The sequence below is a fragment of the Vampirovibrio chlorellavorus genome (assembly GCF_003149375.1).
Lineage (GTDB): Bacteria > Cyanobacteriota > Vampirovibrionia > Vampirovibrionales > Vampirovibrionaceae > Vampirovibrio > Vampirovibrio chlorellavorus_B.
Window position 1 is genome coordinate 219,539 of record NZ_QFWH01000003.1, and the last position, 25,133, is coordinate 244,671.

Sequence of the window (25,133 nt, forward strand, 5' to 3'; positions counted from 1 at the left end):
AGTCATACTATAAAAGTTCTGGCATGCCAAAAGTTGCGAATCAATTTCAGTATGGGTTGCCTGTGAGTGTATCTGGTTAAAGATAATAAAAGCAATTTAGTTAACAATCATGAAACCAGTTGGCTTTCCCGTGTGTTTCATGACAATTATTAGCATTGAGGGCTGTTATATGAGTAGCTCCAAAGACAGGGGTCTTGGTTCACCGTACAATCACAGCCCTACACATTTCAAACACGGTCAACACAATCTGCCGGAAACCGGCAAGTATTCGAAAGTCTAGGGGTCTCTTTCGGTTTTTTTGCATGGGTATCACACCAACCATTACATCCTATCCCAACCCGGCAGGAGCCAGTCTCCGTCCCCCTTTCACGCCTTGGGGGCAGCTTGTTGCGCCCCTTGCCAGTCAGGCACTTACCAGCCAGGTAACCAATGGCGTGAATCCGGCCCTGTTGTACCGTCAGGATACCCGCCCGGCACCGGTCACCGAGTTACTGGCTGACCCCATCACCCGTAAAAAATACGGCCTGAGTACCCCCTTCGACGACACTTTGCTGCGCTTGTCCCCCTGGGGTAAATTGAAACTGTCGGCAAATGAAACTTTGGTGAAATTGCCCAAAACGCTCTATCACGGGTTGCGGGGCGATCAAAAATTCACCTTTTCCAATTTCCTGAACGTGACCAGCATTCCCTACTATCTGGGTGGCGCTGTTTTGGCCCTCAGTTTCCGGGCCGGACGGGCCCATCTGGATTTTTCCCGCCAGGCGGTAGGGGTTTTGCTTTACTATCTGGGCACCCGGGCCGCCAATACGTGTATCGACAACTTCTACAAGGCTAAAACCGGGGTGGATTTAAACCTGCGTTTCCGTAAAGCCAATGGCGATGTGGAGCGGGTGTTCGCCAGTACGGACTTCCCCCGTTTTGATCTGCTGGAGAGCAAGGACTATCGCCGCATGATGACCCGTTTGGGGGTGCCGGACGATGTGTCTGATCCCAAGCGAGAGGTGCAGGATCGGGTGCGCACCATCATCAGCGCCGCTCGGGCGGACAAGCTGATTTTAGGAAACATTCTGGCTGCCGTGGGGGCCGGTTACATTGCCCGCAGCGATGCCTGGGCCAATGTGATGCAGGGCGGTCCCGGTGGTTGGGGCAACCTGAAAAATATCTGGAATTTGTCAAACAAGCTGGAAGGCGGGCCGTTCGATCGTCTGGCGAACACGGGTAGCCATGTGGCTTCCAAAGTCGCCGAACCTTTCAAGGAAGCCTTTTTCGGGAAGGCCAACACGGCCGGTATGAGCGCTTTGGACATTCGTCACGCCAACCTGAAACGCTACGGGGTATGGGGCACCGTGGGGACGCTGGGGGCCATGATTCTGGCTCACAGCTGGATTGCCAGCCGTCCCAGCCGCAAAGCCTTTGAGTCGCCATTTATTACCAATCTCTCACCGGCCCTGGCACCGGAGCAATCCGCCGTTACGGCCGCCATTCAGCAGCAGCTACCGGGTGGCTCGGTGGATAAACTGCCCCGTAAAGGGGTGTTTGAGGTGGCACAGCGGCTGGAGTCCGGTCAGTCCTCTCCCGCTCAGCAGGTTTTGCTCACTCAGAACGCGCCTGCCTTTACGGGCGTGACCCCGGGGCTTGGCAACGGTTTTCTCCCTTGGCCTGCTCTGGCCCAGTTCCCTGAAGGGAGGGTTCAATGATTGGAAGCGGCTTGCCGCCAGTCTATGGGGCTGGCTGGTCGACAGGCTATCAGACCAAGTCCTTCAGCCCGCCGGTCTCTCCCAATGGCTGGGTCCGCCAGCACTGGCGTCCTGTACTGAACCCCATGATGGGCCCCAGCACCCTGCTGCCGCCAGTCAAAGTGGCCAATACCCCGCCGGTGAACTTGCCGGTGCAGGCACCGCCTTCCAACGATGACTTACAGCAAAAGTATCCCGGGCTGTATGCCCGCCTGGCCAAAAACCAACTGGTGGAAGACCTGAAGCCGGATCTGGTAGGGGTGGCCAAAACACTGGGGCAGGTCAGCCGTCAGCAGCCGGTCAAAGATTCCAGCATGGCTGATCTGGATGACAATATGAAGCGCTTTGGCAGTTTGGCCATTGCCTCGCTGGCCACTTTGGGGCTGAAGCAAAAGATTCTGGGTGTGGGAGAGTACGTTGGCTTTTTAAGCTGGTTTGCGGCCATGGCGGCCACGCCCACGGTCATTAACAATATGGTTCGCCTGAAGACCGGTGTTAATTTGGGGCAGAAGTACGACAGCACCTACGGTGAGCGGCTCAACATCTTTAAAGATCCCAACTACCTGCCGTTGCACATTTTACCGCCGGATGAGATGGCCAAGGTGGCCAAGCGGCTGAACGTTCCGCCGGGGCCCAACCAGCGCCTGGAAACCGAAGAAAAAATGCGTCAGATTTCCGTGCAAACCCACACCTGGTGGATGCTGATGGCGGGCCCGGCGACCCCGGTGATTTCCGGTCTGGTGGCGGATAATCTGCAACAGCCGGTCATCCGGGGCTACAACTGGCTGGGAAGTCACTTTGCCAGTTGGCGGGCCAAGCAGTCCTTGTCCAAAGCCAGCGACGCCGTGTTTGAAAGTCGCCTGAAAGGGGCTGTGGATCGCCTGACGGGTGGCCTGCCAGAGTCCGAGTTGACCAGCTGGTGGAAAGATTTTGGGGAGGCCATCACCAAGGAAACTGGCTTGCGCAACGCCCTGACTCGCAAGGAGGTCATGGACGAGGGTGAGTATCTGCTGAGTGATAAAATTACCCGCTATTTCACCAACGAGGCCAGGGACAAGCAGCGTCCAGTGGCCGGTTTCACCAAGGAAAAAGCGGATCGTACCCTGGCCTATCTGGCCCGCCAGTATGAGGTGATTGAGAAATTTGATGAGAACGGCAAGCCGATTCGTGAATATGGCGGCAAGCTGGGCGCGCTGAGAGAAAAAGCGCTGGGACTGCTGCAAGGGTTTGAGGAGCAACTGGAGGCCGAGCGGAAGGCCACTCAGGACGCCGAAAAACTGACCAAACTGCAAAAGCGGATTGATCGGGTTCGCTGGTATGCCGCCGAGGTGGACAAGAATATTGTGAATGCCGGATCGACCGTGCAGCATTACCAGGCCACCATGAAAAAGGCCCTGAAAACCTTTGAGGCGGATTTGGCCAAGGACAAGCTGGATAAGGCGGTTCATAAAATTCGTTTAAACCTGGATAACAGCAATGTGACCCATTTGCTGGATCAGAAGCTGCAAGGGCAGTCTCAGGTGGCCCGTCAATTAGGACGCTCGGCTTTTGCGGAGCTGGAAAACGCCATGGCGGGCGGTCAGACCCACACGGTGTCCAAGCTGATGGGCGCGAATCCCAAGACCCACCTCATGCGGGTGCTTCGGGATGTGAAGGCCCATAGCATGTGGCGGAATCGCATGGTTTATGGTCTGGGTGGGGCGCTGTTCGCTGCCTCTGCCCTGTACACCACGGTGATGGTAGGCCGCAACTTTAAGCCTGCCGCCCCTCCGCCGCCCAACCCACAGGGAGGGCAAGGATGACCATGCAGCTACCCCCGATTCAAATGTTTCGCTATGGACAGCCGGTGTCTCCGTGGTCAGGTCGTCCTGAGCTGTCCCTGAGGAGTCAGGCACAGGGGGCCAACCTGCCGAGCCTTCCGGCCCTGTCCCCGCTGCCTGCCCCAGATGTGTTTGTGCGTCGGGCAGCCATGGGGCCCACGGCTGCTGGCCCAAGTTATCCCGCCAATGGCCTGTTTACCATGGGAGCCATTCCTCCAAGCATTGCCCCGCAGCCCGTTTGGCAGAATCGTCTCAAGCGCATGTTTCATAACAATCAGGCTTCCATCTACGCCCTGAACATTCGCACCTTTGGGGCCAAGGATAAAAATCTTGATGGCCGAATTTCTCCCATTTCCGGCGAGAATGGCACTTTTTTGTCGGCGGTGCAGAATCTGGACCAACTGGTGGCCTTGGGCGTCAACACCATTCACCTGCTGCCCATTAACCCCATTGGGCAGGCCCGCCGCTTTGGGGCCGCTGGCAGCTTGTACGCCCCCTCCGATTATCATTCCGTCAACCCCGAGTTTGACACCCCCGGTAACAGCACCACGGCTTTGGAAGAGGCCCGTCAGTTCGTAGAGGAGTGTCACAAGCGCAATATTCACGTGATGGTGGATGTGCCCAGTTGCGCTTCGGAGGACTTGGCCCAGTCCCGACCGGATCTGATTCTGAAGGATCGCCACGGTAACAAGCTGACCCCTACCAATTGGGTGGATATCGTCATGTTCAAGAACGACGATGCCCTGCGTCAGTATTACGAAGGCTTTTTTGATTTGATGGCCAACCAACTGGGCGTGGATGGCTTCCGGGTAGACGTGGCCCGTGCCCGCACGCCTGATTTTTGGCGTTACTTTACCGGTAAATACGCCGATAAGGCTTGGCTGGCTGAAAGTTACTGCGAAGAGGATCAGTCGCCTTTAAAAAACCTGCCCCGGGATATTCCCGAAACCCTGCTGAAATCCGGTTTTGATTCCATTTACGGACAGTTCCATATTTTCCACGCCATGCCCAACGCCAAGGAGTATATGGATTACTTGCTGTCCAACCGGGCCATGTTCCAGCGGGCCAGCCAGCAAGGCGGCAACGATAAATCGTTCATCGGCTCGTTTTTGACCCACGATGACCCCAGCCTGATGGAACACGGCGGCGCCCCCATGTGTCTGCTGGCCTCCGGCTTGATGACCACCCAGCCGTGGACCAATCCCTATATTCTGGACGGCTTTACCACGGGCTACACCGGGGAGTTCGATATTTTTAACTTTGTACCCCAGCACAAGGGAACCCACCCGGAAATCGGACTGTTTTTAAAGCACATGCTGACCCTGCGCAACAGCCCGCAATACGGTCCCGTGTTGACCCAGGGGGCTTTTATTCCCATTCCGGTCAACAGTGAGAATCCCAACAATCAGGTCATTTCCTTTGCCCGTCAGGCCAACGGAAAAACCTTGCTGGTGGTGGCCAACAAGGATGTCAACGCCCGCTCTCGGGCCACTCTGTCCATCCCGGGGATGAATTCCTTCCAGCCGTTGAACAACCTGGCTCCCAGCTACGGGCGTCCCAGTCAGTTTTATCCCGGCGTCAATCAGCTGGAAGTGGACTTGGGGCCGGGTCGCTTCCATATTTTTGAAATCAACACACCGTTTCTGTCCCGCTCATTGCCCACCTATTAATTGAAGGTGAGGGCAGACTCACCTGATTTAATCTTTCCGGAAGCATCTCAAGACATGGTGCGGCCTGTCATTCCCACCTGCGTTGGAATGACAAATACCTCTATAGGGAAGCATCTCGTAGCACGACAGGGCAGCATTCCGAATCTTTCCGGGAGATCGTGCTTTTTAGGGTTAATCTTTTCGCAGTGAGAACAGTCGGCCCACGGCGGCCCAGAATTGCTCGTTGCGCTGCCACAGCCAGGTCCAGTAGCGTTTGATATTGGCCACAACACCGGCGTTGTTCTCCACGGGCCCTGGGCTTGGACGGGTCTGCACGTACTGGGGCTCAGCCGGTGTCGGTGGGTTTAAGGCCGCCCGGAAGGCGTTGAGTTCATTCGTGTGTTGTTCGCGGATTTTGGCGTCCACACGGTTGGATTCCAGGGCGGGCAGGTAGTAATTCTGGATAATTTTTTCCCAGCTATGCTCGGTGTCCACATACTTGATGGCATTAATGCGGGTTTCTGTATCTTTCCCGCTCTTCAGCAACTCAAATCCGCGATAGAAAGCGTCGGTCAGCTTGTCGGCGGCTTTCTGATTGATTTCATCATTTGGCTGAATGATCGTAAGAACTTTGTTGTACTGGGTTTCCAGATCCTGAGGGTTTTCTTTCAGCAGGCGGTGGGCGTCCCGGATTTCCTGGGCATGCTCGGAAAATTTGCCGTTCTTAATTTTATTGCTTAACTGATCTCGTTTCTCTTCCATGGCCTTTTTGCGCTGGGGAGAAGCGGTGGGATCTGCCTCCAGCCGAGCCAGGGCGTCCTGGAAATCTTTTCGTTGAATCTCAAAACTTTTCAGTTTGTAATCCAGGGTGTTGGCCAGCCCTTCCATTTTGCCCAGCAGGGCCACAAATGCCTTTTGCTCCGCCGCCTTCAGCTTGGCTTCTTCTTTGGCGTCGGGCTTGCTTTTCAAGGCTTCCAGCGCCGACCGGTTTGTGACCAACGCTGCCTTCAACCGCTCCAGATGCTCATAATCCTGCCGATCATCGATGTACTCCTTGTACTGATCGATGTCTAACGGATCCATCAAAAAACCGTTTTGGGGCTTATCCCAGACCGGTTCCCATTCTTCTCCGGCGGCGCGGGCTTTCTCTTTCAGTTTGGCGTTCATGTCCGGTTCGCTAACCGTGGTGCGCAAGCCATCCACCCCATGCACCACCGGCAGGGAACCCATTTTCATGGCCTCCAGCTGGGTCAGGCCGTAGGGTTCGTATAAGCTGGGCAGGGCTGTGAAATCGGCCCCGGCGTTGATCTGCTTGACCTCATCCTGGGTGGCGAACACGTTGGGGATGTACACCCGATTCTCACCAGAATTGGTGTTGTATTTTTTGTTAACGCCCTCGATCCACTTAATGATTTCTGGATCCGTGGTATCCCCCACCATGACCACCTGAACATCGGGGTTATTGGCCAGCAGGGTGTCCACGCTTTTCATGAATACGTACACGTTCTTCTGGCGAGGATCCAGCCGGGCGGCCCAGGCAATAATAGGGGCATTGGTATCCTGCTTGAGGCCCAGCTTTTTTTGCAGGGCCATTTTATTGGCCCTTTTAAACGCCTGCATTTGTTCGGCCGTGGGTAGTGTTTCGCCCGGATGGACTTCCAGCTTCTGGAATTTATACGGCTGATTGTCCTTGGCGGTGCGCCCCGCTTCCGCTGCCGTGATTTGGGTGGTGATTTTTTTCAGATTCTTTTCAGCGTTATTCCAGGCTTCTTTGGCCAGTTCGGTTTGGGCCGGGTCATTTTGCTGCTGGATGGTTTCGAATTTCTCTTTCAGCGTTTCGACTTCTGTTTCCAGTTTGGCCTTTTTAGCCACCGCGTTTTGGTGCCACTCGTCATACCCTTCTTCCAGGCACCTGGGGGCTTGCGGGCCAGAGGCGGTGTAATCCGAGCTGAGGCCGTGGTGCAGGTTGTAAGTGCGCTGGTCCTCGCTTTTTTGGCGCAAGGTACTGATAAAAGGCGCGCCGTTGGGCAGGGTGCTTTCCAGCATGGTGCGCTTGAAGTTGTTGTTCACCCAAATGGAATCGGCGGGTTCAATGCCCGCGTTCAGGGCGGAAAAAGTGCGTTCCTGATCAAACAGGCGGTTCGGGGTGAGCAGACCCGCCCGGTGGGCCACGTGAGGGGCCTGTTCCTTATCGAACATGTTATGCACCACAAAGTGCTTGCGGGTATAGGGATCGTCCGCCAATTCGTTGTTGACCGGGCCGGTCAGCCAGTCGTGGGCGATCACAAAGTCAATGCTCTTGCGGAAGTCTTTGCCCTTGGGCACTTCCACGCCCTCCAGGACCGGGAACTCCGCCGGTTTATGAAGGTTGTTGAAGCGCTTCAATCGGGCGGCCCGAGGGTCGGGGTTGTTGCCATCCAGCAGGGGCACCAATTCGCTGGCCGCCCGGTTGAACAGCATAACCTTGTCAAATTCGCCCGCTTCCGGGGTGTAGGTGTAATCGGACAATCCTTTTTCCGTCTCAAGGCCGTATTTGTTTTTCCCGATGAAGTAGTTGTCGTTGCGCAGGGCGTACACCCAGTTGCCTACTCGCTTTTCTTCCGGCTGGGTGTGGTTGAATTCCTCAAAGCCGGTGGCGCTCTCAAATTTTTGCAGCACTTCCAGCTTGATGGTGCGGTGATCGTCTGTCTTGTAGGACAAAAAAGTGCCGGTGGGTTGAAATAAATCCGCCTCGGAAACGGTCTTGTCGCCTTTGGCAATTTTGTCCCGGATTTCCTGATCGACCTTGCGGTGCGCTTTCATGTAGGGGACGATAATGCGCAAGTCCTTTTTGTGGGTGAATTGGGCAAAGGCCTCCGGGATGGTTTTGGACACTTCGCCCAGCCCGCCCACCTTGGCCGGAATACGTTCGGTGGTGATCCACACCCCGTTTTGGGGCTGATGATCAATGTTGCCCCGGGAAGGAATGCTGGCGGAGCCGAAGCGGATTTTCAGGCGATCCGACGGGCCTTGCAGGCCGGGAGTCAAGGTACCCATTCCGATACCGGTATTTGCAGGGTGGGCCGTTTGGGTTGAAGGGGCTACACTGGCCGCTCCGAAACGAACCTGCCGCCGTGGGTCAGGATACAACTGGGGACGGTTTTGTATGGTGTAGGACATTGGATAAAATACCCCTGTGCCTTTCTTCCTGTGGATGAGATTGAAAAGCTAAGAATGAAAAGAACGCTGAAGCGTTGAAATTGCTTATTGGCAATTAAAAAATCAGACCCATCAATTGCAGATTATTAACGCACAAAGGCGGCTCTGTGCCAAGCGGCTCTGACGCATGACAGGCATGGGTTTTAACGTTTTGGTGACTGTACAAAAAGAACAGCCCCGAACGACGAATTTCGGGGCTGTAAGGGTTGGCGTGCAAAGTCTGGCTTTAGTATTGCGCCGTTTTGGCCGGGGTGTTCAGTTGCAAGGGCGCGGCCTGAGTGTTGGTGGCCGGTGCGCTGTAAGGCATGCTGGCCCCGCCTTGCGGCTGCGGAGAACCGCTTTGCTTCAGGGCCATTTCCTGAGCCTTTTCTTGCAGTTTGGCGATTTTTTTCAGGTACCCTTCGCGCTCTTTCACCGGCAAGTCCGGGGATAAGCCCAGATAGAACTGGTAAGAGCGGGCGGCCAGATTGTATTCCTTGGTTTTTTCATACAACTTGGCCAGCTCCAGACGGGCTTCCGGCTGACGGGGGTTTTGGGACAAGGTGTCCTCGTAAAAATCGATGGAGCTTTCCTTGCCGGTGCGCCGCCAGGTGTTGAGGGCTTTGGCTGTACGCAGGGCTTTCTGGGACTCCGCCTCGGCTTTCTCAATCCGATCGATACCCCGCTGGGCTTTCAGGTTACCCGGTTCGGCAGCCAGGGCGGCCCGGTAGGCGTCCTTGGCCCGGGGCAGATCCCCGTTCACCTTCAGGGTGTCGCCGATGATCAGCAATTGGTCTGAATTGCCCGACGCCCGCTGCATCAGCCCGTTAAAGACCTGATCGGCTTCCTGATAACGTCCCAGCGACAGGTAGGCTTCTCCCTGGGCCATGGCTTCCGCGTCGTTTCGGGGGGACCGGCTGACCAGCGTGTTCAGCTCGGCTTCGGTCATGGCCGGTTTGCCAGCCAGTTGACTAATGCGCAGGTTGGCCAGGTGCAGGCGCAGGTCGCCCGGATTCATGCGCAGGGCTTCCTGAATGGACTGCTCGGCGTTCAGCAAATCGCTGTCGGCGCCCATGGTCTGGCTCCAGTTGGCCTGTTTTTGGGCAATGACCGTCAGGGCTTGGGAAATGCCGTTAATGGCATCGGCGTCCTGCGGGTTCTGCTTCAGGGATTCCTTGTAGTATTGCAGGGCCTGATCCGGCTTGTCCACAGTCAGGGCCAGGCGCCCCAGCCGGTTGCGACCTGCCGAGAAGTTGGGATTGACGTTGATGGCGCTGCGCAACTCGGACATGGCCAATTCGCCATCGCCCCGGCTGTCAAAAATATCGGAAATGGCCACATACGCTGGCATAAAGGCGGGGTTGGCCTGAATGGCCTTGCGGTAGTTGGCAATGGCCGCCGAGGTATTGCCCTGGGCCTGATAGGCGTCGGCCATTTTGGACATGACTGAGGCGTTGCCCTGATTCAGGGACAGGGCCGTGTTCAGGGATTTTAAGGCTTGGTGCGTGTCTCCGCTTTGCAAATAGGCTTCACCCAGCCGGTAGTGGGCCATGTAGTTTTTACTGTTTAGTTTAATGGCCCGTTGGAACTGTTGTTTGGCCCCGTTCACATCGCCGGAACTCAGGCGCATGATGCCTTCGTTCAGGATGGCTTCCGCAAAGCGGGGGTCCAGTTCCAGTGCTTTCTGAAACTCGCTTTGGGCCTCGGCGTTGCGTCCCATAAAGCGATAGGTTACCCCCAGCTGGTTGTGTGCTTCCGGGGAGCGGGGATTGGCTGCCACGGCCTTTTGCAATTCACTGGCGGATTTGGCCAGTAGCTCATCCCGTTGACCCCGGTAGGTCATATCCAGCGAAGCGGTCTGGTTGCGGTACACAATCCCCAATGCGGTGCGGGCGGTGGCGTTATTGGGCGATTTGGCCAGCACCATGTTGGCGTTTTTCTCGGCGGCACCCAGTTTGAAGAGTTCCGCCTGGGCATTGGACAAGGCCGCCCGGGCGGCGATGTTTTTAGGGTTGGCCTGTAACAGTTTGGTGTAACGGGCCTCCGCAGCCTGGTAGGCTCCGGTTTGCAGGTAGGCATCCGCATTTTGCGGATTATTGTAGGAATAGGAGGTTCCTGCCTTGTAAACCCGAGAGGCTGCTTCTGCCCCCAGGTTCGGGGTGACCAAGGCGGTCAGGGTTAACAGACTTACGCCACAGGCTATTGCCCACGCTCGGCTTGATTGAATCCTCATAAAATCAGGGCTCTCCACTCAACAATGTATTTTCATTGGCATCATAGCGAAATAGCAGTCCTGAATACATCCCTCTACAGTGTAATTGTCCGGCTTTTGGCATGCGGGTACCCTTCCGGAGCCTTTTTGGCATGGGATAGGGATGAGACTGATTACCCACGCGTTACCCATCCATAGATGAGCCGATTAACTGTTTGGGTTACCCAGGGCTACACAAGGATAAGAAAGTCCTCTGCCTAACTAGCTACTTAGCAATCCATCAGGCTTTCCCTATAATTCGGCCATCGTCTCGGATTGACGTTTGTGAAGGGTTATTCAACCAAACAGGTTAGCGTTGAAAAGATAATATCGAGGTTAGACCGATAATGATTGACAATTTAAAGCGGGAAAGCGAAGGAAAACATCGATTGGTAATAGTGGAAGATTATAAACTGGTTCGCATTGGTCTGAGGATGGTGTTGAATGCCGATCCGGACTTGCAGGTGGTTGGGGAAGGCGACAGCGGGGAGCAGGCTTTGGCCTTGCTGAAAACCATGACGCCCGACCTGATTTTACTGGATTTGGGCTTGCCCGATATGGACGGTTTTCAGCTGATTCAGGAAATCCGGCGGTTTAACCGGACTTCCAAAATCCTGATACTCAGTTCCCAAGAGGCGGAAGAGCCGGTCTTGAAGGCTTTGGCCATCGGGGTGAACGCCTATTGCCTGAAAGACATTCTTTCCCAGCGGCTGGTGGAAGTGGTGAAAATGGTCTGCGGCGGGGCCATCTGGCTAGACCCCCGGGTAGCCTCCAGAGCGTTGCAGCGCTTTTCTCAGGAGGCCAACCAGCATGCCCTGGGTTCCGCGGCCACCCTCAGCGAACCGGAACGGGAAATCCTGCGCCTGATCGTGGAAGGGGTCAGTCATGTGCATATCGCCCAGGCGCTGGATTTAAACCCTTCAAACCTGAAGCGTTATTTGGGTAGTATTTTACAAAAGTTATCCGCCTTTGAGGGCATACACGCCACCCCGTGCGCCCGCAATTACGCCACCCTGTGCTAATTAATCGAAGGGGGGATAAGGCTTCGCTATGGCAGAGGCTCCGTTCATCGCCGGATGAAGGGAGCTTTTGTCTTTTGGTAACCCTGTCGTTCAAGGTCGGCGTGGAACCGGATAACCGGTGTAAGACTCGATAAGATAAAAAGAGATAAAAGACTGCATATCAATGGCTGGGTATAACGATGGGAAGAACGCCTTTTTGCCGTTTAATTGCGCCCTGAGTGAATTGAGCCTGATGAATGAGGCCACTCACAATCTTGCCAAATGCCATAAGAACCCCATTCCAAAAGAAGCCTATTCAAAAAGTTCGTACAATTCAAAAAGCCTGCCCTCAACAGAAGGCAGGCTTTAAGACTTTAGCAGAAACCGTGCTTATTTCTTGGCAACGAGTTCTTTGAACTTTTTACCAGCAGAGAAAGCGGGAACGGTTTTCGCCGGGATTTTCAGCTCTTTGCCGGTTTGAGGGTTACGGCCGGTACGAGCAGCGCGCTTGCGGGGCTCGAAGGTGCCGAAGCCAATCAGGGTTACTTTTTTGCCTTTGGCAACGGTTTTGACAATGGTTTCTACGATGGAAGCCAAGGTCTCATCCACTTGCTTCTGAGACACTTTGGTCTTTTTTGCGACTTCTTGTACTAATTCTTCTTTATTCATGGGAAACACAACTCCTCAGATTTAATTACACCCTTATTATAGGGGTTGTTTAACCAAAGGCAAGTAGATCTTTTGCGACTTCATGCGTGTTCTACGGATGTAGAATACTTGGATGGCAAGCCTACCCCTTACCTTGGGGACTTGAAAGCGTGATAGGCAAAGGCCACTTTTCAAAGCCTGTCTGTGTTTTGGCGTATCCCTCTTCTGGCTGTAGCTTCACAGGATGAGCTTGGTGTGAGGCCCACACCATTCAGGTTTTTGCTAAGTTTAGAATGCAAATTCCAGTTTTGATTCCTGCCCGCTCTGTAGATGTGGGGCGTTTCTCAGGTGGGGAGAGGCTGGCTGCTCTCCACCCGGTTTTTGCTTTGGGGCCTTTTAAACGACAAAAACACCAGAGTGGTTCTGGTGTTTTTGTGGCGCTGCTTTGGTGGGGCGCTCGATTCAGCGCCGCCATTGCCCTGACGGAGCATTTACAGACCGGGGTAAGCCCTTGTCTGCCAATGTCCGTCGCTGGAGAAGCTACAAAAAGGGTGATGGCGATTTCGTGATCAGTCTTCAACCGCCTTAACCAGTTCTTATTATGCGACTGGGGGTGCAATGAAATAACTGCCTGTAAGAATAAAAAAACATATATAAGGTGGCTAATCGAAATCATGCCGAAGTAGACAGTGGGCGGATGGCTGTTTTTGTGACAGTGGACATCAAGCCTGTCTTTGCCGGGCGTTCTGTTTGCTGCCCTGGCGCTGGCGTGGATACTGGGCCAGTCCTGCCCGGTGGTGAACCTGAGATGATCACCGATTGGGGGGGGGCTTCTCACGCGTGTGATGATCTCTTGTCTGGGGTCGGGGTATGATGTGGGGTATGATAAGGTACAGGTGCAGCTTCGTCGCGTGGAATTGACGCACAGAATCGTTGCACGGTTCCCGTCCTGATTTCCATTCCGTATTGAGCGTATCAGGCAACTGCGAGAGGTATCCCCTTATGAATATTCCGGCGTATTACCGCGCTTTTTATCGTCTTTACCTGCGTTTTTCCATCGTTATGATGATTGCGGCCCTGTTGATGGGGATTTTGTTTCAGGAGTCCTCCAAAAAGGCCCCCATCTCTGAAATGCTGCCAGCCGGGGCGCACCTGGAATCTGTGTTTGGCCTGTCTTTGGTGCATGGACACACCTTTCTGATTGGGGCGCTGATCCCCCTGGCCGTGACCTGGATGTTGTTTCTGGGCTTGCAGATGGGCTTTGCGCCACTCTCGGAAAAAACCTTGCGCTGGACCAGTCGGCTTTACTTGCCCAGTTCCGTGGTAGCGGTCTTGTTAATGCTGTACAAAGGCTACCACTTCCTGCTGGGGGTCCGTAGCGGAATTCTGGATTTGGCCGCCCTGAACACCTCCCTGTTTTTGGGTAGCCATGCCCTGAGGGCCTCGGTTTACGGCTTAACCCACACCGCCATGGCGGTGGGCTTGTCAATTGTGCTGATTGCCTTTTGGAAAAGCATGAACAAGTCCCAGGCATAAGTCTCAGAAATCAGCCCCGAAGCAATTAGCCTCAGGCAGGCGTCCATCCGGTTGTCTAGCTGGGGGCGGATGGGCTGGTAGCGGTCTGGTTCTCATCGGCACTGAGCGTTTTGATGGCGTTATTGATCAATGCCTCCGCTTCCGCCTGTCTGGAGGTTTTGCTTTCCAGTCGGCTCAGTTGCAGGCTGGCGGTTTGCAATGCCTGCAAAGCGGCCAGGCGATGCGATTTCTGGGATTGTCCGGCGAAACTGGCCCCAATGCTGATGATTAGCAGTAAAGCGGTCAGTAACAGGTATACCCGTTTAGAAATCATGGTCTTGTTCACTCCCCTTTGTGTCGTGATCTCTTGCACAGGATGGACTTTATTTTCCGGTGTAGAGACTTTGGATGTGTTTTCCTCAACAGTCGTCAGGCACCAGAACCGGATACGCTCCGGGTATCTTGGGCAGGCGCTTCCTGTCAAGGCCCTCTTGCATTGGACAAAATAATATTGGACGAACTATCAGTTTACGATCTGGAAATTGTTCAGTTTGAATACCATCATTATGCCTTAAATCGGGCTTGGCGAATAGCCCCAACCGGTTAGGTTCCGGCATTGCTTTTGGTGCATAATAGGCTTCTATAGCAACCAAAGCAGACATCAAAACAAACACCACAGTAAACACTAAAGTAAACAAGTCCAGGGAGGCACTTGCGACCATGACTCAACCTGTATCCAGCCAGCAACAGGTAGTGCGCACGGAATGGGTCACCATCCCGGTGGAAGGGCAGGGCATGCAGGCCTATTTGGCCCGCCCTCAGGGAGAAGGCCCCTGGCCCGCCGTAGTGGTGTTGATGGAGATTTTTGGCATCAACAGTCACATCCGGCAAGTGACTGAGCGCATTGCCGCTGAGGGCTATGTGGCTCTGGCCATTAATTACTATCATCGCACCACCGAGAATTTTGAGCTGGAATATACCGAAGCGGGCATGACCGTGGGCCGCCAGCACAAGGATCAAACCACCCGGCAAGGCATTCTGGAAGATCTGCGAGCCAGTGCGGCTTATCTGGGCCAGCAGCCTTTTGTGCGAAATCCGGAGCGGATGGCCAGCATCGGGTTTTGCTATGGGGGACACGTGGCTTGTATTGCCGCCACCCTGCCCCCGTTTGTCGCCAGTATTGCTTTTTACCCGGGTGGGGTCGCGTATAGCGCCCCCGGGGGTGGAAAACCCACCATTGAATACGCCCCGGACATGCACGGCCAGATTCTGTGCCTGTTTGGCAAAGAGGATCCCCTGATTCCGGTGGCCGAGACGCACCGGGTGGAAGCAGTTCTGCAACAGGCCCAGTGCCACTATGAAGTGATTCGTTACGATGAGGCCGGTCACGGGTTCTTCTGCGATCAGCGGGCTGATTACCGCCCAGAAATTGCCGAGGATGCCTGGCGTCGGGTCAAGGCCTTGTTATCTCAGACCCTGAAGCACTAGCGTTATTATTGAATGGCGGGTATCCCTTTACCCTATTTTTCTAACTGTTTGAGTACAGCGAGTTAAAAAAACGTGGGCTTGGCAGCTTTGCCAAAAGAAATTCCACCGACTTGTCTGAGCGGCACGCAGTTTTAGAAACATGGGGTGAAGGGATACCCGCCTAATTGTATGAGAGCGGCTATTCCAGCTCCAGGCCCTCGCCACCCACATAGGGGACGGGTTTGCCCTCAATGGCGATTTTCAGCCGATAACCGGGGTTGACGCTTTGCACGACCTTCTGGAGTTCCGTCACCCGGCCAATCATGCTGGTGGCTCCGCCGCCGGTGTTAAAGGTTTTCGATAAATTGACGGTCACCGTGTTCCCTTGCGTCCACAGGCCCAGCAAGCGGGTGCCCTTGGGAATCTCGCTTCCGGCTGTGGTTTTAAGGCCCTGTCCCAATTGACCTTGCAGCAAGTGGGTAATGGCCGCCTCCAATGAGCTGGTGGTGGCGGTGGCCGTCAGTCGGGGGGCCTGTACCGGAGTGGTCAGGGCCAGCTGAACCCGTAACGCGGGGCGAGCGGCTACCCCCAGATCATCGGGCGGATCTTTGATGATAGGTTCTGCCATGACCGGCTCTGCTTTGACCGTTTCCGCTTTGGCCACGGCCCAATCCTGAAGGATCAATGGCCGATGATGAGGGGCGAACTGCTGGACCATCCAGGTGGTGGCCAGCAGAACCAGCAAGCCCAGTAGCAAAATCAGCCACTCTGGTCGCAGGGGGAGGTACTGCTGATTTTTAATGGGGGGAAGGTAAAAGAGAGGCATGGCGAATCTCCTTTCGGACGGTCTGGTGTCTCACGATGTCCTCAGTTTAATTCTTCTCGCCGGTCAAATCATGAGCCATTCAGCGAAGAAGGATCTGGGCCATTTGGCTATCAGCCATAGCGTTCAACCGGCAAACCCAACGAATAAGCTGAAAGTTTAAATGCCCGGACAGGCAGGGAAAGTCCGGGCATTTGCGCTTTTTGGAGGCGTTTTTCAGGTGTCTCTGGCCAGTCTTTAGGAACGGGCCGCAGGCACCTTCAGTTCCCCGGGTACGGGTAGCACCTGATTGGGGCAGGCCTCTCCCCGTTCCACCTGGCTGATGTTGCTGAGGGTGGTCTGGGCGATGTTGGCCATGGCCTCCTGGGTGAAAAAGGCCTGATGCCCGGTAATCAGCACGTTGGGGAAGGTCATCAGCCGGGCGAACACATCGTCTTCCATGCACTTGTCCGAAAGATCCTCGAAGAAGATATCGGCCTCTTCCTCGTACACATCCAGCCCCAGGTAGCCCACCTTACCGGCTTTCAATCCCCGGATGATGGCCTGGGTATCGATGATGCCGCCCCGACTGGTGTTGATGATCATGACCCCGTCTTTCATCTGGGACAAGGTTTCATCGTTGATCAGGTGATAGGTCTCTGGCGTGAGGGGGCAGTGCAGGCTGATGATATCGGATTGCCGGAACACTTCTGGCAGGCTGACACACTGAATACCGTGTTCTTCAAACAGGATGTTGGGGGCCGGATCGTAGGCCAGCACCCGGCAGCCGAAGCCTTTCAGGATGTTGGCGGCCACCGTACCGATTTTTCCGGTGCCCACAATGCCCACAGTCTTGCCGTGCAGATCAAAGCCCAGCAGGCAATCCAGCTTGAAGTTGCCTTCCCGCACCCGGTTGTAGGCTTTGTGGAATTTACGGTTCAGGGTCAGGATCATGCCCACGGCGTGTTCGGCCACGGCATAGGGAGAGTAGGCCGGAACCCGCACCACGGTCAGTCCCAACTCCTGGGCCGCTTCCAGATCGACGTTGTTATACCCGGCGCAGCGCAGGGCCACCACTCGCACGCCATGCCCGGCCAGGGCCTGCAGCACCTCACGGTTCAGGGTGTCATTGGTGAACACGCACACGGCCTCATAGCCTGCGGCCAGTTGCTCGGTGGCACTGTCCAGATGCGGCTCGAAAAAAGTCAGCGCATGGCCTGCGGACTGGTTGGCCTCGGTTAAAAATTCCCGATCGTAAACCTTGGCGCTGAAAACGGCCATTTTCATGGGGATAGCTCCTTGTAGACGGTTAAACTGCGTTTATAGAATGGTACCCGATTTCAGCATTTGTGGCAGCTTGGCGGGTACGGGCTCAAAATTGCGATGGATGGTCACCGGGCGCTGGCATTTTTCCATCACCGCAATGCTGACGCTGCCCAGCAGTAACTTGGTAAAGCCCGTGCGTCCGTGTGAGCCCAGCAACACCTGATCAGCCTCGATGTCCTCGGCGTAGTCGCAAATCAGGCTGATGGGATCGCCTTCCAGAAAAATGGCCTTTTCCACCTGGCAACCCAGAGACGTTAATAGCTCCCGGGCGGTCTTCAGGGCTTCCTGCACCCCGGGGATTTCATACTCCACCAGACTCACTTCGTTGTAGTTGACCGGTACCACGTACAGCAGGTAATACTGCGTATTGGTTTTGCTGAAGGTTTGGGCGGCCCAATACAGGGTGCGGGTGGAACAGTCGGAACCATCGATGGGTAACAAAATTTTCATGGTGGGGATCTCCTTCTCACTCAGGGGTTACTTTAACTTATGAATGCTCGTTGCGCCATACCTCCAGCGGGGTATCCAGACCGGTCAACCTGTAATCCAGCCCCTGATTGCGTAAAAAGCGAAGGGCGTCATGCATTTCCATATGAGAGCATTTGAAAAAGCCAGCCCACTGGCTGAGGGAGGGCAGCAGGCAGGACGTCTCTTTTTCAGACAGGCGTTGGGCAATGAGTTTGTATAAAAACCGGGCCCGGTGGTTATTGCGGTTGGTGTGCGTGGTCGGTGCCAGGTACGGGGGGAATTGCTCCAGCGGGAGCGCTTTTACAGGTTGACTGGTTGATTCCACGGCGCTAACCCTCCACAATCAGGAGTTTGGGCTGGCGTTCTCCCGGGGCGTCCGCCACCACGTTTCCTGGAAGCGCTGCCTGTGGCCGCCCGGTCAGGGCCGGGGCGGGTCGGGGTGTTTTTGTTTTGGTCGGTTGATTTTGAGTGTGTTTCTCGGTTTCAGGGGTTGGGGTGAGCCACAGCTGGATGTCGCCATCCAGCCCGTACACCCGGTACTGACAACCTTGCTTCTTGAGTTCAAACAGGGCGTCCAGCACATCCAGCACCCCACGGTCATAAACGGCGGCCAGGGTCAGGGCGCAAGGTAGCACCAGCGTCCGCGGGGTGCCGGTTCCCTCGGCCAGTAACTGCTGCTTCAGGTGCGCGGTGATTTGTGGGGCGCTGTCGATCCGGTCATCCAGCAGCACGGGTTGCCAGTTTTCTGTGGGGGCTTGGGGGGTGAGCTTTGTTTTGCGAACGACGGTCATAGTGCGCCTCCTTGATTATCCTTGTGGATTACGCTTGTGCTTTCAGTGTAGCGATTTTCGGCGGGGTCCGAATTGCCCGTTCTGCGAAGGCTGGAATCAGCCGTTTTACCGATAGCCGAATGCCTGATTTTAGCCCCATGACAATATGAGATTTTTAGAATGTGTTAACCCCAAAGGATGCCAACACAACAAACCCGCTTGGGGGTTCAGCATTTATCTTTCAACGGATTTCAAACTCACCCCGATCTTTCAAACACGGAATTCTCTTTGGCCGGTGTTCGGGCTAACTCCTTGGACGCTGGCCATTTTTATCGCTTTCGGTTGGGGAAGCCGGTTCACTTCCAGGTTTCAAAAAAAGATGAAGGAGAGAACACCATGACGCCCAGCGCCAAATCCATCATGAACTCGCAGGTTATCACCGCCCGTCCGGATATGACGTGTGATGAGGTGCAGCAGTTGCTGACCATCAATAAAATCAGCGGGGCCCCGGTGGTGGATCGGGAAGGTCGGCTGGTTGGGGTGATTAGCGTCAGTGATATTCTGGCCAGCGGTTTGAATATGGGCGTGTCCACTTCCGTGGAACAGGCCTTGCTGGATCGCCTGTTGGCGGAGGAGGGCTTTCATCTGGAAGGCATTGCCGAAGGCTTTGTCTCTGACTTCATGACCCGGGATGTGGTGCGGGCCTTCCCGGACACCAGCGCGCATCGTCTGGCGGAGTTAATGCTGCATCATCGGGTGCATCGGGTTATCATTGTGGAAGCGCATACCAATCAGGTCAAAGGCATTGTGACCTCTTTCGACTTGCTCAAAGTGCTGAAAGAAGCGCCCAGATCCTGTGGCGGTCATGCGCCCAATCAGTGTAAAAGCCTGGTATCCGCATGAAGCAACCCCGGTCCTCTTCCAGACAATCTTCACCGGTTCCCGCCGCTGCCGCCGATCGGTCGGAGGGGGCTGGACTGGTTGAGCCCTTGCCGGATTCTCCCTTGCCGGACTCTCCCCAGTCCCTGCTCAAGCAGTTGGGTGATTTCAAATTCGCGCTGGATGAGGCGGCCATTGTGGCCATTACCGATGCCCAGGGGCGTATTACTTACGTCAACGACACCTTTTGCAAAATTTCCCGGTACCCACGGGAGCAATTGCTGGGTCAGACCCATCGCATCATCAATTCGGGGTACCATCCCCGCTCGTTTTTTCGGGAGATGTGGCAGACCATCAGCAAGGGGAACGTGTGGAAGGGAGAGGTCAAGAACCGGGCCCAGGATGGCACGTATTACTGGGTGGATACCACCATTGTGCCGTTCATGGATGAGGCCAACGGCAAGCCGGTTCAGTTCATTGCCATCCGCAAGGACATTACTTACCTCAAGCGCATTGAAGGCGAATTGCGCCTGTTGAACGAGGAACTGGAAAAACGGGTAGCCCTGCGCACCGGGGAGCTGGAAGCGACCATTGCCCAGCTTCAGGAAAGTGAGCGGTTGCGGGAAACCTTTGTGTCCGCCCTGACCCATGACCTGCGGACGCCCTTGGTGGCCGAGCGCCGGGCCCTGGAACTGATGGACGCCCAACGGGACAAATTGCCGGAGAAGCTGGCCCCCCTCACCCAGCACCTGATCCGCAACAACGAGGATTTGCTGGCCCTGGTCAACAAGTTGCTGGAAACCTATCAGTACGAATCCGGGCGAGTGCGCTTGCTGCTGGAGTCGATTGCGCTGGCCGAACTGGTTCAGGGCAGTGTGGACAAGCTCCAGCCGCTGGCTCACAGCAAGGGCATTACGCTCTCGGTTGATATCCCCCCGATGCTTCCGTCCGTGCCGGGCGATCCGCATCAGTTGCAACGGGTGTTGGTGAACTTAATTGGCAACGCCCTGGAAAACGTGCAGGCTGGCGGCTGGGTTCGGGTTGCCGCCGCTTTGGATGACGAGACGGCCCTGCGGCTGGATGTGGTCGACAATGGCCCGGGTATTCCGCCGGAGGTCTTGCCGCATTTGTTTGACCGGTATTTTCTGGTGCAGCAGACCCGAAAAAAAATTGGTTCCGGTTTGGGGCTGTCTATCTGTAAAATGATTGTGGAACTGCATGGGGGCCGCATTACTGTTGACAGCACGGTGGGTGAAGGCTCTCGATTTTGTATCGTCTTGCCCCTGAAACCCATACCCATCCCTAATTCTTAATACCCAATGCCCCCACCTTCCTCCCCTTGAATGACTTTGCGGAGACCCTATGAATCCCCCATCCCTGACCCGCCCTGCCCAGGTTTTAATTGTGGAAGATCACGAGCTGGCCCGCTTTGGCCTGAGCATGGCTCTGGCTGAAAAAGAGGGGCTGGAAATTGTGGGCGAAGCGGAAAACGGACAACAGGGCGTGGATCTGGCTTTGGATAAAAAGCCCGATTTAATTTTGATGGACATTGGCATGCCGGTAATGGACGGCATTACGGCCACCCTCAAAATCAAGGAAGCCTTGCCGGAAATTAAAGTGCTGATGCTGACCTCCATTCAGAATCACGAGGAAGTGCTGGCCTCCATGGCCGCCGGGGCCGATGCCTACTGCATGAAAGACATCAAGATGGATCGGCTGTATCAGGTCATTCAAATGGTGCTGGATGGCGCTATCTGGCTGGACCCGGCCATTGCCCGCATGGTCATGCAAACCCTGCCGGTGGGCATGGCCGTGGCGATGGAGCCGTCAGCCGAAGCCGGTCTGGAGGCGGGGGATGGTAAGAAGGCTCAGGGGCGGGTGCGTTACAACGCGGAACTGACCGAGCGGGAGCTGGAAGTGCTGAAGTGTATTGTGGACGGCAAAAGCAACAAGGAAATCGCCCTGAGTTTGCAGGTGTCCGCCCATACGGCCAAGGCCCACGTGGCCAGCATTATTCAAAAATTATCGGTGGATGATCGCACTCAGGTGGCGGTCAAAGCCCTGCGGGAAGGGCTGGTTTAACCGCCGGAACGCGCTGGCACTCTGAGTCTGATTCGGGGAGCTGTTCAGTGCTTCCCGCTGCCAGTTGGTTGCAGGAACAGCAGGCTGCTGCCCAACGTGGAAAAACGATCCCCGGGGGTGGCCCGTGTGGCTTGTTTCAGGCGAGCGCTGACAATCCCAATCACTTCCCCCCGGACGTTGAGGATGGGCCCGCCACTGTGCCCCGCTGGCAAGTTCAGGGACAAGCGCAGCAGCACCCACTGGTTGGGCTGCCATAGTACCTCCTCAATGCGATTTTCATAAATCAGGCCCTGAATGGCCGGATGCGCGTGCAGGCCCAGCACCCACACGGATTCGTGTCGGTTTGGCAAACTGGAGGCCAGAGGCAGGCAGGGGTAATCTCCCTTGGGCAATTGCAGGACAGCCACATCGGCTTGCGGATACAGCATCAGCAAGCGGGCCGGTAAGGCTTCTCGACCGGAGAGGTAGATGGTGACAGGGCCATTGGCTTCGACAATATGGGCGGCGGTGATCAGGGTTCCGGTGTGGCTGATGAGGACGCCGCTGCCCACTGCTGTTCCGCTCTGAACCAGGGCCACGGGTTCGCTCAGGGCGGCCAGACTGGTGATATCTTTTGAGGCGGGATTGGCGCAGTTCATATTGACCATCGGGGGGCCTGCCTTGTGTGGAAGATGATGCGGGCGGGCCACCGACCGGCTGCCGGATGCGTCCAGCAGACACAGGGTTAAGGCTACCGAAAGCAGGCTATTGCCCAAGTAGGGATGCTGTCTGACCCACCCGGTGAACTCCGCTTTGGGCCTGACCGGGCACGCCATATTGCTTCGATGGTAATGACGCTGGTTGAGAAACCACAATGTCATGGTAATGCTCCAGGGCCCTGTAAGAGGTAGCATACGCCTTTTCCGGCGACTTCGCATTGGACGGGTGGTGAGTCGAATTCAGCATTAATAACATTGAATCAAATCGAAGGCAGCCTGACCTGTATTTTTGTTTTCGCCCGGATTTAATACTCAATGCCCTTGCGGGCCTTTACCCCAATGTCCCAGTAGTGTTTGATGGGGCGGATTTCTGAAACCAGATGGGCCAGTTCGATAATATCCGGGTGGGCCCGCCGACCGGTCAGAACCAGCTCCAGTTCCGGCGGTTTATTGCGCAGCAGGTCTTTCATTTCCTCCAGCGGAATCAAGCCTAAATCAATGGCGATGTTGGCCTCATCCATCACAATCATCTGATACTTGCCGGAGAAAGCGGCCCGTTTGACGATTTCCCAGCCGTTGGAGACTTCGACGGCGTCTTCCGGTTTCATGTTGTGGGTAAAAACAATGCGATCCAGCCCGGCCTGCACAATGGTCAGCTGCTTGGAAATTTGCGGGCTGAGCTGACGAGCGGCGTACAGTTCGCCGTAGTCATCGCCTCCTTTGGTGAACAACACCAGCAGCACATGCCAGCCCCGGCCCAATGCCCGAAATGTTAACCCCAGACTGGCCGTGGTTTTCCCCTTGCCATCCCCGGTGTAGACCTGAATGTACCCCCGTTGGGCAAAGGTGGGGTTCACCAAATCCTCAACAGCCGAAAGATTGCCCGGGGGAGGCGGTTTGGGTGGCTCAGAAGCCGATGCTTGCTCATCTGCGCTCATGCTTCTATTCAAACAGATTATCGTAAAAATGGGTAGGTCTGATTGTCGGGGAAAACTGCCCAAGCGGCTGATTTAATCCGCATAAAACATTGTAAAGTAGCATATTAGCAATAGGAATGATGGTTATGGACGAAGAATTCAGCATTTGCCCCCTTTGCCAACAAAAAGCGGTTAAGGTCAAAACAGTTTTCTTTCGTGAGTTAAAAAATGGCTTGCCGTCCAACACCGAGACGGAAACGGTGATTGAGCAGGAGTGCGTGGCCTGTGGCTGGATCGCCTCCAGTCCGGTCCCTGCGGTCTCCTGATTGACGGAAGCCATTTGCATCTATTTCTGGATAGTGACGGGAACGGGGGAGGTTTTTTGTGAGTCAGATTCAACCCAATCGCGCGCAAACCGAGGAGCGGCACACAGAAAGCGCCTCCTCAACGGCGCGCATTACACGTGTGACCCTGGTTATTGAGTACGGGGACGATCCCGACGCTGTGCTGCCCCTTATCCAGAGTCTGGCTTGCCTGCTCGGTCCCCAGTCCGTGGTTTTGACGCTGGTTCATGCCGAGTACGACTGGGTCAGCGTGCATTCCGATTTTGCCGATGAGGCTCAGGAAATGGGCGCTCGGCTGGCCCAGCGGGAAATCGCCCTGAAAGCGGCCAATCAGGCCGTTCGGAGTGAATTGTGCAAGCAGGGTTTTACCCTGAGTGATGAATGGGAAATGACCACTGCCGGAGAAGGTTCTAAAACTTTGCTGGCCCAGTTGAAAGAAACCGGGCAGGATCTCCTGATTCTGGTACAGCCCCCATCCGGGGGAGCGGCAGGCAAGGCCAGCCACTTTGGCCTGACCATGGCCATCCACACAGAGGTCTCTGTGCTGGTTTTGCGTAAAGTCATCACGGCCAAACCGGCTCAGCTTAAAATATGGCTGGGCGTGGATGCCTCGGACGCTTCCCTGAATCTGGCCCGCAAGTTGGGTCAGTACCTTGGTGTGGTTGATGAAGTGCCAGTGTCTCTGATCACTGTTCAAACGCCGGTCTATCAGGAAAACGCGCTGCTGGCACCGTTTGTTAACCAGTCGGTGCTGGATGACGCCTTGCTGAGCAATGCCAATCTGGTTTTTGAAATGTGTCAGGATATTCTGGAAACCCAGGGCGTTGCCGTGGCCGATTGTCGACGTTTGCTGGGCTCGCCCGCCTCCGAGTTGGGGGCGGTGGCCGAGGCGGAAGATCCCGATGTGATTGCGGTGGGGTCCCATAACCGCAAGGGGGTGTTGGCCTGGTTGCTGGGCAGTGTCAGTTCCCAGTTATTGCATTGGGATACCCACAATTTGCTGATCGTGCGTTAATTCGCAGGCGTGGCAGATTGGGTTATTCGATTTTGATAATCGTCTTGATGATCGGCCGGATTTTGAGGATGGCCGGGTCTTAATCAAGCTCGCTTCTTAATCAGGATTTGCTTTTAATCGTCCGGGGTCTGGGACAGCTTTTGCAGTTTGCGCAAGCGGCTTTTTTCCCGCAATTGCTGGGTGGATAAGGACTCCAGTTCCGGCAATGTTTTTTGCAGATTCTTTTGTTGATGGTGGTAATCGTTTTGCCGAAACAGGTCTTCGGTCACGTCCTTGCAGTGCTTATCGCTCATTGTGATTGTCCTCGGATGGTGCATGCGAATACTCACCATAGCAACTCTTTTTTGGGCGCGCCATTGGACAATAGAGGAATGACAGAGGGCTGGGGAGGTCAATCTATTGAGACCAGATATGTTTATTTTGTTTTGTTTTGTTTTTCACGTTGCGGCCTGTCATTCCCGCGAAGGCGGGAATCCAGTTATAAAGATTAAATCAACCATAAAAAAATGCAATCCGGACAATTTTTTCCTGGATTCCCGCCTTCGCGGGAATGACAAATAGAACGACA

Annotated in this window: 24 protein-coding genes; 11 read left to right on the forward strand and 13 right to left on the reverse strand. The window is 55.2% G+C overall.

What is annotated here, in order from left to right; genetic code table 11:
- Window positions 1-302: 302 nt before the first annotated feature.
- Genes DF283_RS05535 through DF283_RS05545 form a run of 3 tightly spaced genes read left to right on the forward strand, consistent with a single transcriptional unit; the run spans window position 303 to window position 5,226 of the window.
- Window positions 303-1,697 (forward strand): hypothetical protein, encoded by a 1,395-nt coding sequence (locus DF283_RS05535; RefSeq protein ID WP_303673732.1) that lies wholly within the window; start codon window positions 303-305, stop codon window positions 1,695-1,697.
- Window positions 1,694-3,538 carry a hypothetical protein gene (locus DF283_RS05540; protein WP_303673733.1) on the forward strand — a complete coding sequence of 615 codons (1,845 nt, stop codon included), beginning with the start codon at window positions 1,694-1,696 and terminating at the stop codon, window positions 3,536-3,538. Before DF283_RS05535 ends, DF283_RS05540 begins: the two co-directional genes overlap by 4 nt.
- Before the next feature lie 2 nt (window positions 3,539-3,540).
- A complete protein-coding gene (locus DF283_RS05545; RefSeq protein WP_303673734.1) occupies window positions 3,541-5,226 on the forward strand; it encodes an alpha-amylase family protein in 1,686 nt (561 codons plus the stop codon).
- 171 nt (window positions 5,227-5,397) lie between these two features.
- Here the strand turns inward: DF283_RS05545 and DF283_RS05550 are convergent, their stop codons facing one another.
- Both DF283_RS05550 and DF283_RS05555 read right to left on the reverse strand, forming a co-directional pair.
- Complete coding sequence (locus tag DF283_RS05550) at window positions 5,398-8,364, reverse strand: glycosyltransferase (RefSeq protein ID WP_303673735.1); 2,967 nt, start codon at window positions 8,362-8,364, stop codon at window positions 5,398-5,400.
- Window positions 8,365-8,629: 265 nt separating this feature from the next.
- Window positions 8,630-10,615 carry a tetratricopeptide repeat protein gene (locus DF283_RS05555; protein ID WP_303673736.1) on the reverse strand — a complete coding sequence of 662 codons (1,986 nt, stop codon included), beginning with the start codon at window positions 10,613-10,615 and terminating at the stop codon, window positions 8,630-8,632.
- A gap of 365 nt (window positions 10,616-10,980) precedes the next feature.
- Here DF283_RS05555 and DF283_RS05560 point away from each other — a divergent pair, with 365 nt between their 5' ends.
- Window positions 10,981-11,655: a response regulator transcription factor gene (locus tag DF283_RS05560; protein ID WP_303673737.1), complete on the forward strand. Its 675-nt coding sequence runs from the start codon at window positions 10,981-10,983 to the stop codon at window positions 11,653-11,655.
- Between the two features lie 369 nt (window positions 11,656-12,024).
- On the opposite strand, the gene DF283_RS05565 is transcribed toward DF283_RS05560, so the two are convergent.
- Window positions 12,025-12,303 (reverse strand): HU family DNA-binding protein, encoded by a 279-nt coding sequence (locus DF283_RS05565; RefSeq protein ID WP_303673738.1) that lies wholly within the window; start codon window positions 12,301-12,303, stop codon window positions 12,025-12,027.
- 981 nt (window positions 12,304-13,284) lie between these two features.
- Between DF283_RS05565 and DF283_RS05570 the strand changes: the two genes are divergently transcribed.
- Entirely contained in the window at window positions 13,285-13,818 is a 534-nt protein-coding gene (locus DF283_RS05570) for a hypothetical protein (RefSeq protein ID WP_303673739.1), read from the forward strand.
- A gap of 55 nt (window positions 13,819-13,873) precedes the next feature.
- Here DF283_RS05570 and DF283_RS05575 read toward each other — a convergent pair whose 3' ends face one another.
- Together DF283_RS05575 and DF283_RS05580 are read right to left on the reverse strand one after the other, a co-directional pair.
- Window positions 13,874-14,131, reverse strand: coding sequence for a hypothetical protein (locus DF283_RS05575; RefSeq protein WP_303673740.1), 258 nt, complete (start codon window positions 14,129-14,131; stop codon window positions 13,874-13,876).
- 85 nt (window positions 14,132-14,216) lie between these two features.
- Window positions 14,217-14,519 (reverse strand): hypothetical protein, encoded by a 303-nt coding sequence (locus DF283_RS05580; RefSeq protein ID WP_303673741.1) that lies wholly within the window; start codon window positions 14,517-14,519, stop codon window positions 14,217-14,219.
- Between DF283_RS05580 and DF283_RS05585 the strand changes: the two genes are divergently transcribed.
- Window positions 14,518-15,285, forward strand: a complete 768-nt coding sequence (locus tag DF283_RS05585; RefSeq protein WP_303673742.1) for a dienelactone hydrolase family protein — start codon at window positions 14,518-14,520, stop codon at window positions 15,283-15,285. The two genes, DF283_RS05580 and DF283_RS05585, sit on opposite strands and share 2 nt — an antisense overlap.
- Before the next feature lie 178 nt (window positions 15,286-15,463).
- On the opposite strand, the gene DF283_RS05590 is transcribed toward DF283_RS05585, so the two are convergent.
- The 5 genes from DF283_RS05590 to DF283_RS05610 all read right to left on the reverse strand — a co-directional run bounded on the left by DF283_RS05590 (window position 15,464) and on the right by DF283_RS05610 (window position 18,651).
- A complete protein-coding gene (locus DF283_RS05590) occupies window positions 15,464-16,090 on the reverse strand; it encodes a GerMN domain-containing protein (protein WP_303673743.1) in 627 nt (208 codons plus the stop codon).
- A 234-nt stretch (window positions 16,091-16,324) separates the two neighbouring features.
- Complete coding sequence (locus DF283_RS05595; RefSeq protein ID WP_303673744.1) at window positions 16,325-17,353, reverse strand: 2-hydroxyacid dehydrogenase; 1,029 nt, start codon at window positions 17,351-17,353, stop codon at window positions 16,325-16,327.
- Between the two features lie 33 nt (window positions 17,354-17,386).
- Window positions 17,387-17,842 carry a universal stress protein gene (locus tag DF283_RS05600; protein WP_303673745.1) on the reverse strand — a complete coding sequence of 152 codons (456 nt, stop codon included), beginning with the start codon at window positions 17,840-17,842 and terminating at the stop codon, window positions 17,387-17,389.
- Window positions 17,843-17,879: 37 nt separating this feature from the next.
- Window positions 17,880-18,185, reverse strand: a complete 306-nt coding sequence (locus tag DF283_RS05605) for a hypothetical protein (RefSeq protein ID WP_303673746.1) — start codon at window positions 18,183-18,185, stop codon at window positions 17,880-17,882.
- Window positions 18,186-18,189: 4 nt separating this feature from the next.
- Window positions 18,190-18,651, reverse strand: a complete 462-nt coding sequence (locus tag DF283_RS05610) for a hypothetical protein (RefSeq protein ID WP_303673747.1) — start codon at window positions 18,649-18,651, stop codon at window positions 18,190-18,192.
- Window positions 18,652-19,026: 375 nt separating this feature from the next.
- Between DF283_RS05610 and DF283_RS05615 the strand changes: the two genes are divergently transcribed.
- The 3 genes from DF283_RS05615 to DF283_RS05625 are packed head-to-tail and all read left to right on the forward strand — an operon-like array spanning window position 19,027 to window position 21,591.
- Window positions 19,027-19,533, forward strand: a complete 507-nt coding sequence (locus DF283_RS05615; protein ID WP_303673748.1) for a CBS domain-containing protein — start codon at window positions 19,027-19,029, stop codon at window positions 19,531-19,533.
- Complete coding sequence (locus DF283_RS05620) at window positions 19,530-20,822, forward strand: PAS domain-containing sensor histidine kinase (RefSeq protein ID WP_303673749.1); 1,293 nt, start codon at window positions 19,530-19,532, stop codon at window positions 20,820-20,822. Before DF283_RS05615 ends, DF283_RS05620 begins: the two co-directional genes overlap by 4 nt.
- Window positions 20,823-20,871: 49 nt before the next feature.
- Window positions 20,872-21,591 carry a response regulator gene (locus DF283_RS05625; RefSeq protein ID WP_303673750.1) on the forward strand — a complete coding sequence of 240 codons (720 nt, stop codon included), beginning with the start codon at window positions 20,872-20,874 and terminating at the stop codon, window positions 21,589-21,591.
- Window positions 21,592-21,635: 44 nt separating this feature from the next.
- On the opposite strand, the gene DF283_RS05630 is transcribed toward DF283_RS05625, so the two are convergent.
- Both DF283_RS05630 and DF283_RS05635 read right to left on the reverse strand, forming a co-directional pair.
- Entirely contained in the window at window positions 21,636-22,451 is an 816-nt protein-coding gene (locus tag DF283_RS05630; protein ID WP_303673751.1) for a S1 family peptidase, read from the reverse strand.
- Between the two features lie 143 nt (window positions 22,452-22,594).
- Window positions 22,595-23,227 (reverse strand): cob(I)yrinic acid a,c-diamide adenosyltransferase, encoded by a 633-nt coding sequence (locus tag DF283_RS05635; RefSeq protein WP_303673752.1) that lies wholly within the window; start codon window positions 23,225-23,227, stop codon window positions 22,595-22,597.
- A gap of 125 nt (window positions 23,228-23,352) precedes the next feature.
- Between DF283_RS05635 and DF283_RS05640 the strand changes: the two genes are divergently transcribed.
- Together DF283_RS05640 and DF283_RS05645 are read left to right on the forward strand one after the other, a co-directional pair.
- On the forward strand, window positions 23,353-23,532 hold the full coding sequence (locus DF283_RS05640; protein ID WP_303673753.1) for a hypothetical protein: 180 nt from the start codon (window positions 23,353-23,355) through the stop codon (window positions 23,530-23,532).
- Between the two features lie 58 nt (window positions 23,533-23,590).
- Entirely contained in the window at window positions 23,591-24,565 is a 975-nt protein-coding gene (locus DF283_RS05645) for a universal stress protein (protein ID WP_303673754.1), read from the forward strand.
- A 113-nt stretch (window positions 24,566-24,678) separates the two neighbouring features.
- Here the strand turns inward: DF283_RS05645 and DF283_RS05650 are convergent, their stop codons facing one another.
- Window positions 24,679-24,858, reverse strand: a complete 180-nt coding sequence (locus DF283_RS05650; protein ID WP_303673755.1) for a hypothetical protein — start codon at window positions 24,856-24,858, stop codon at window positions 24,679-24,681.
- Window positions 24,859-25,133: the final 275 nt, after the last annotated feature.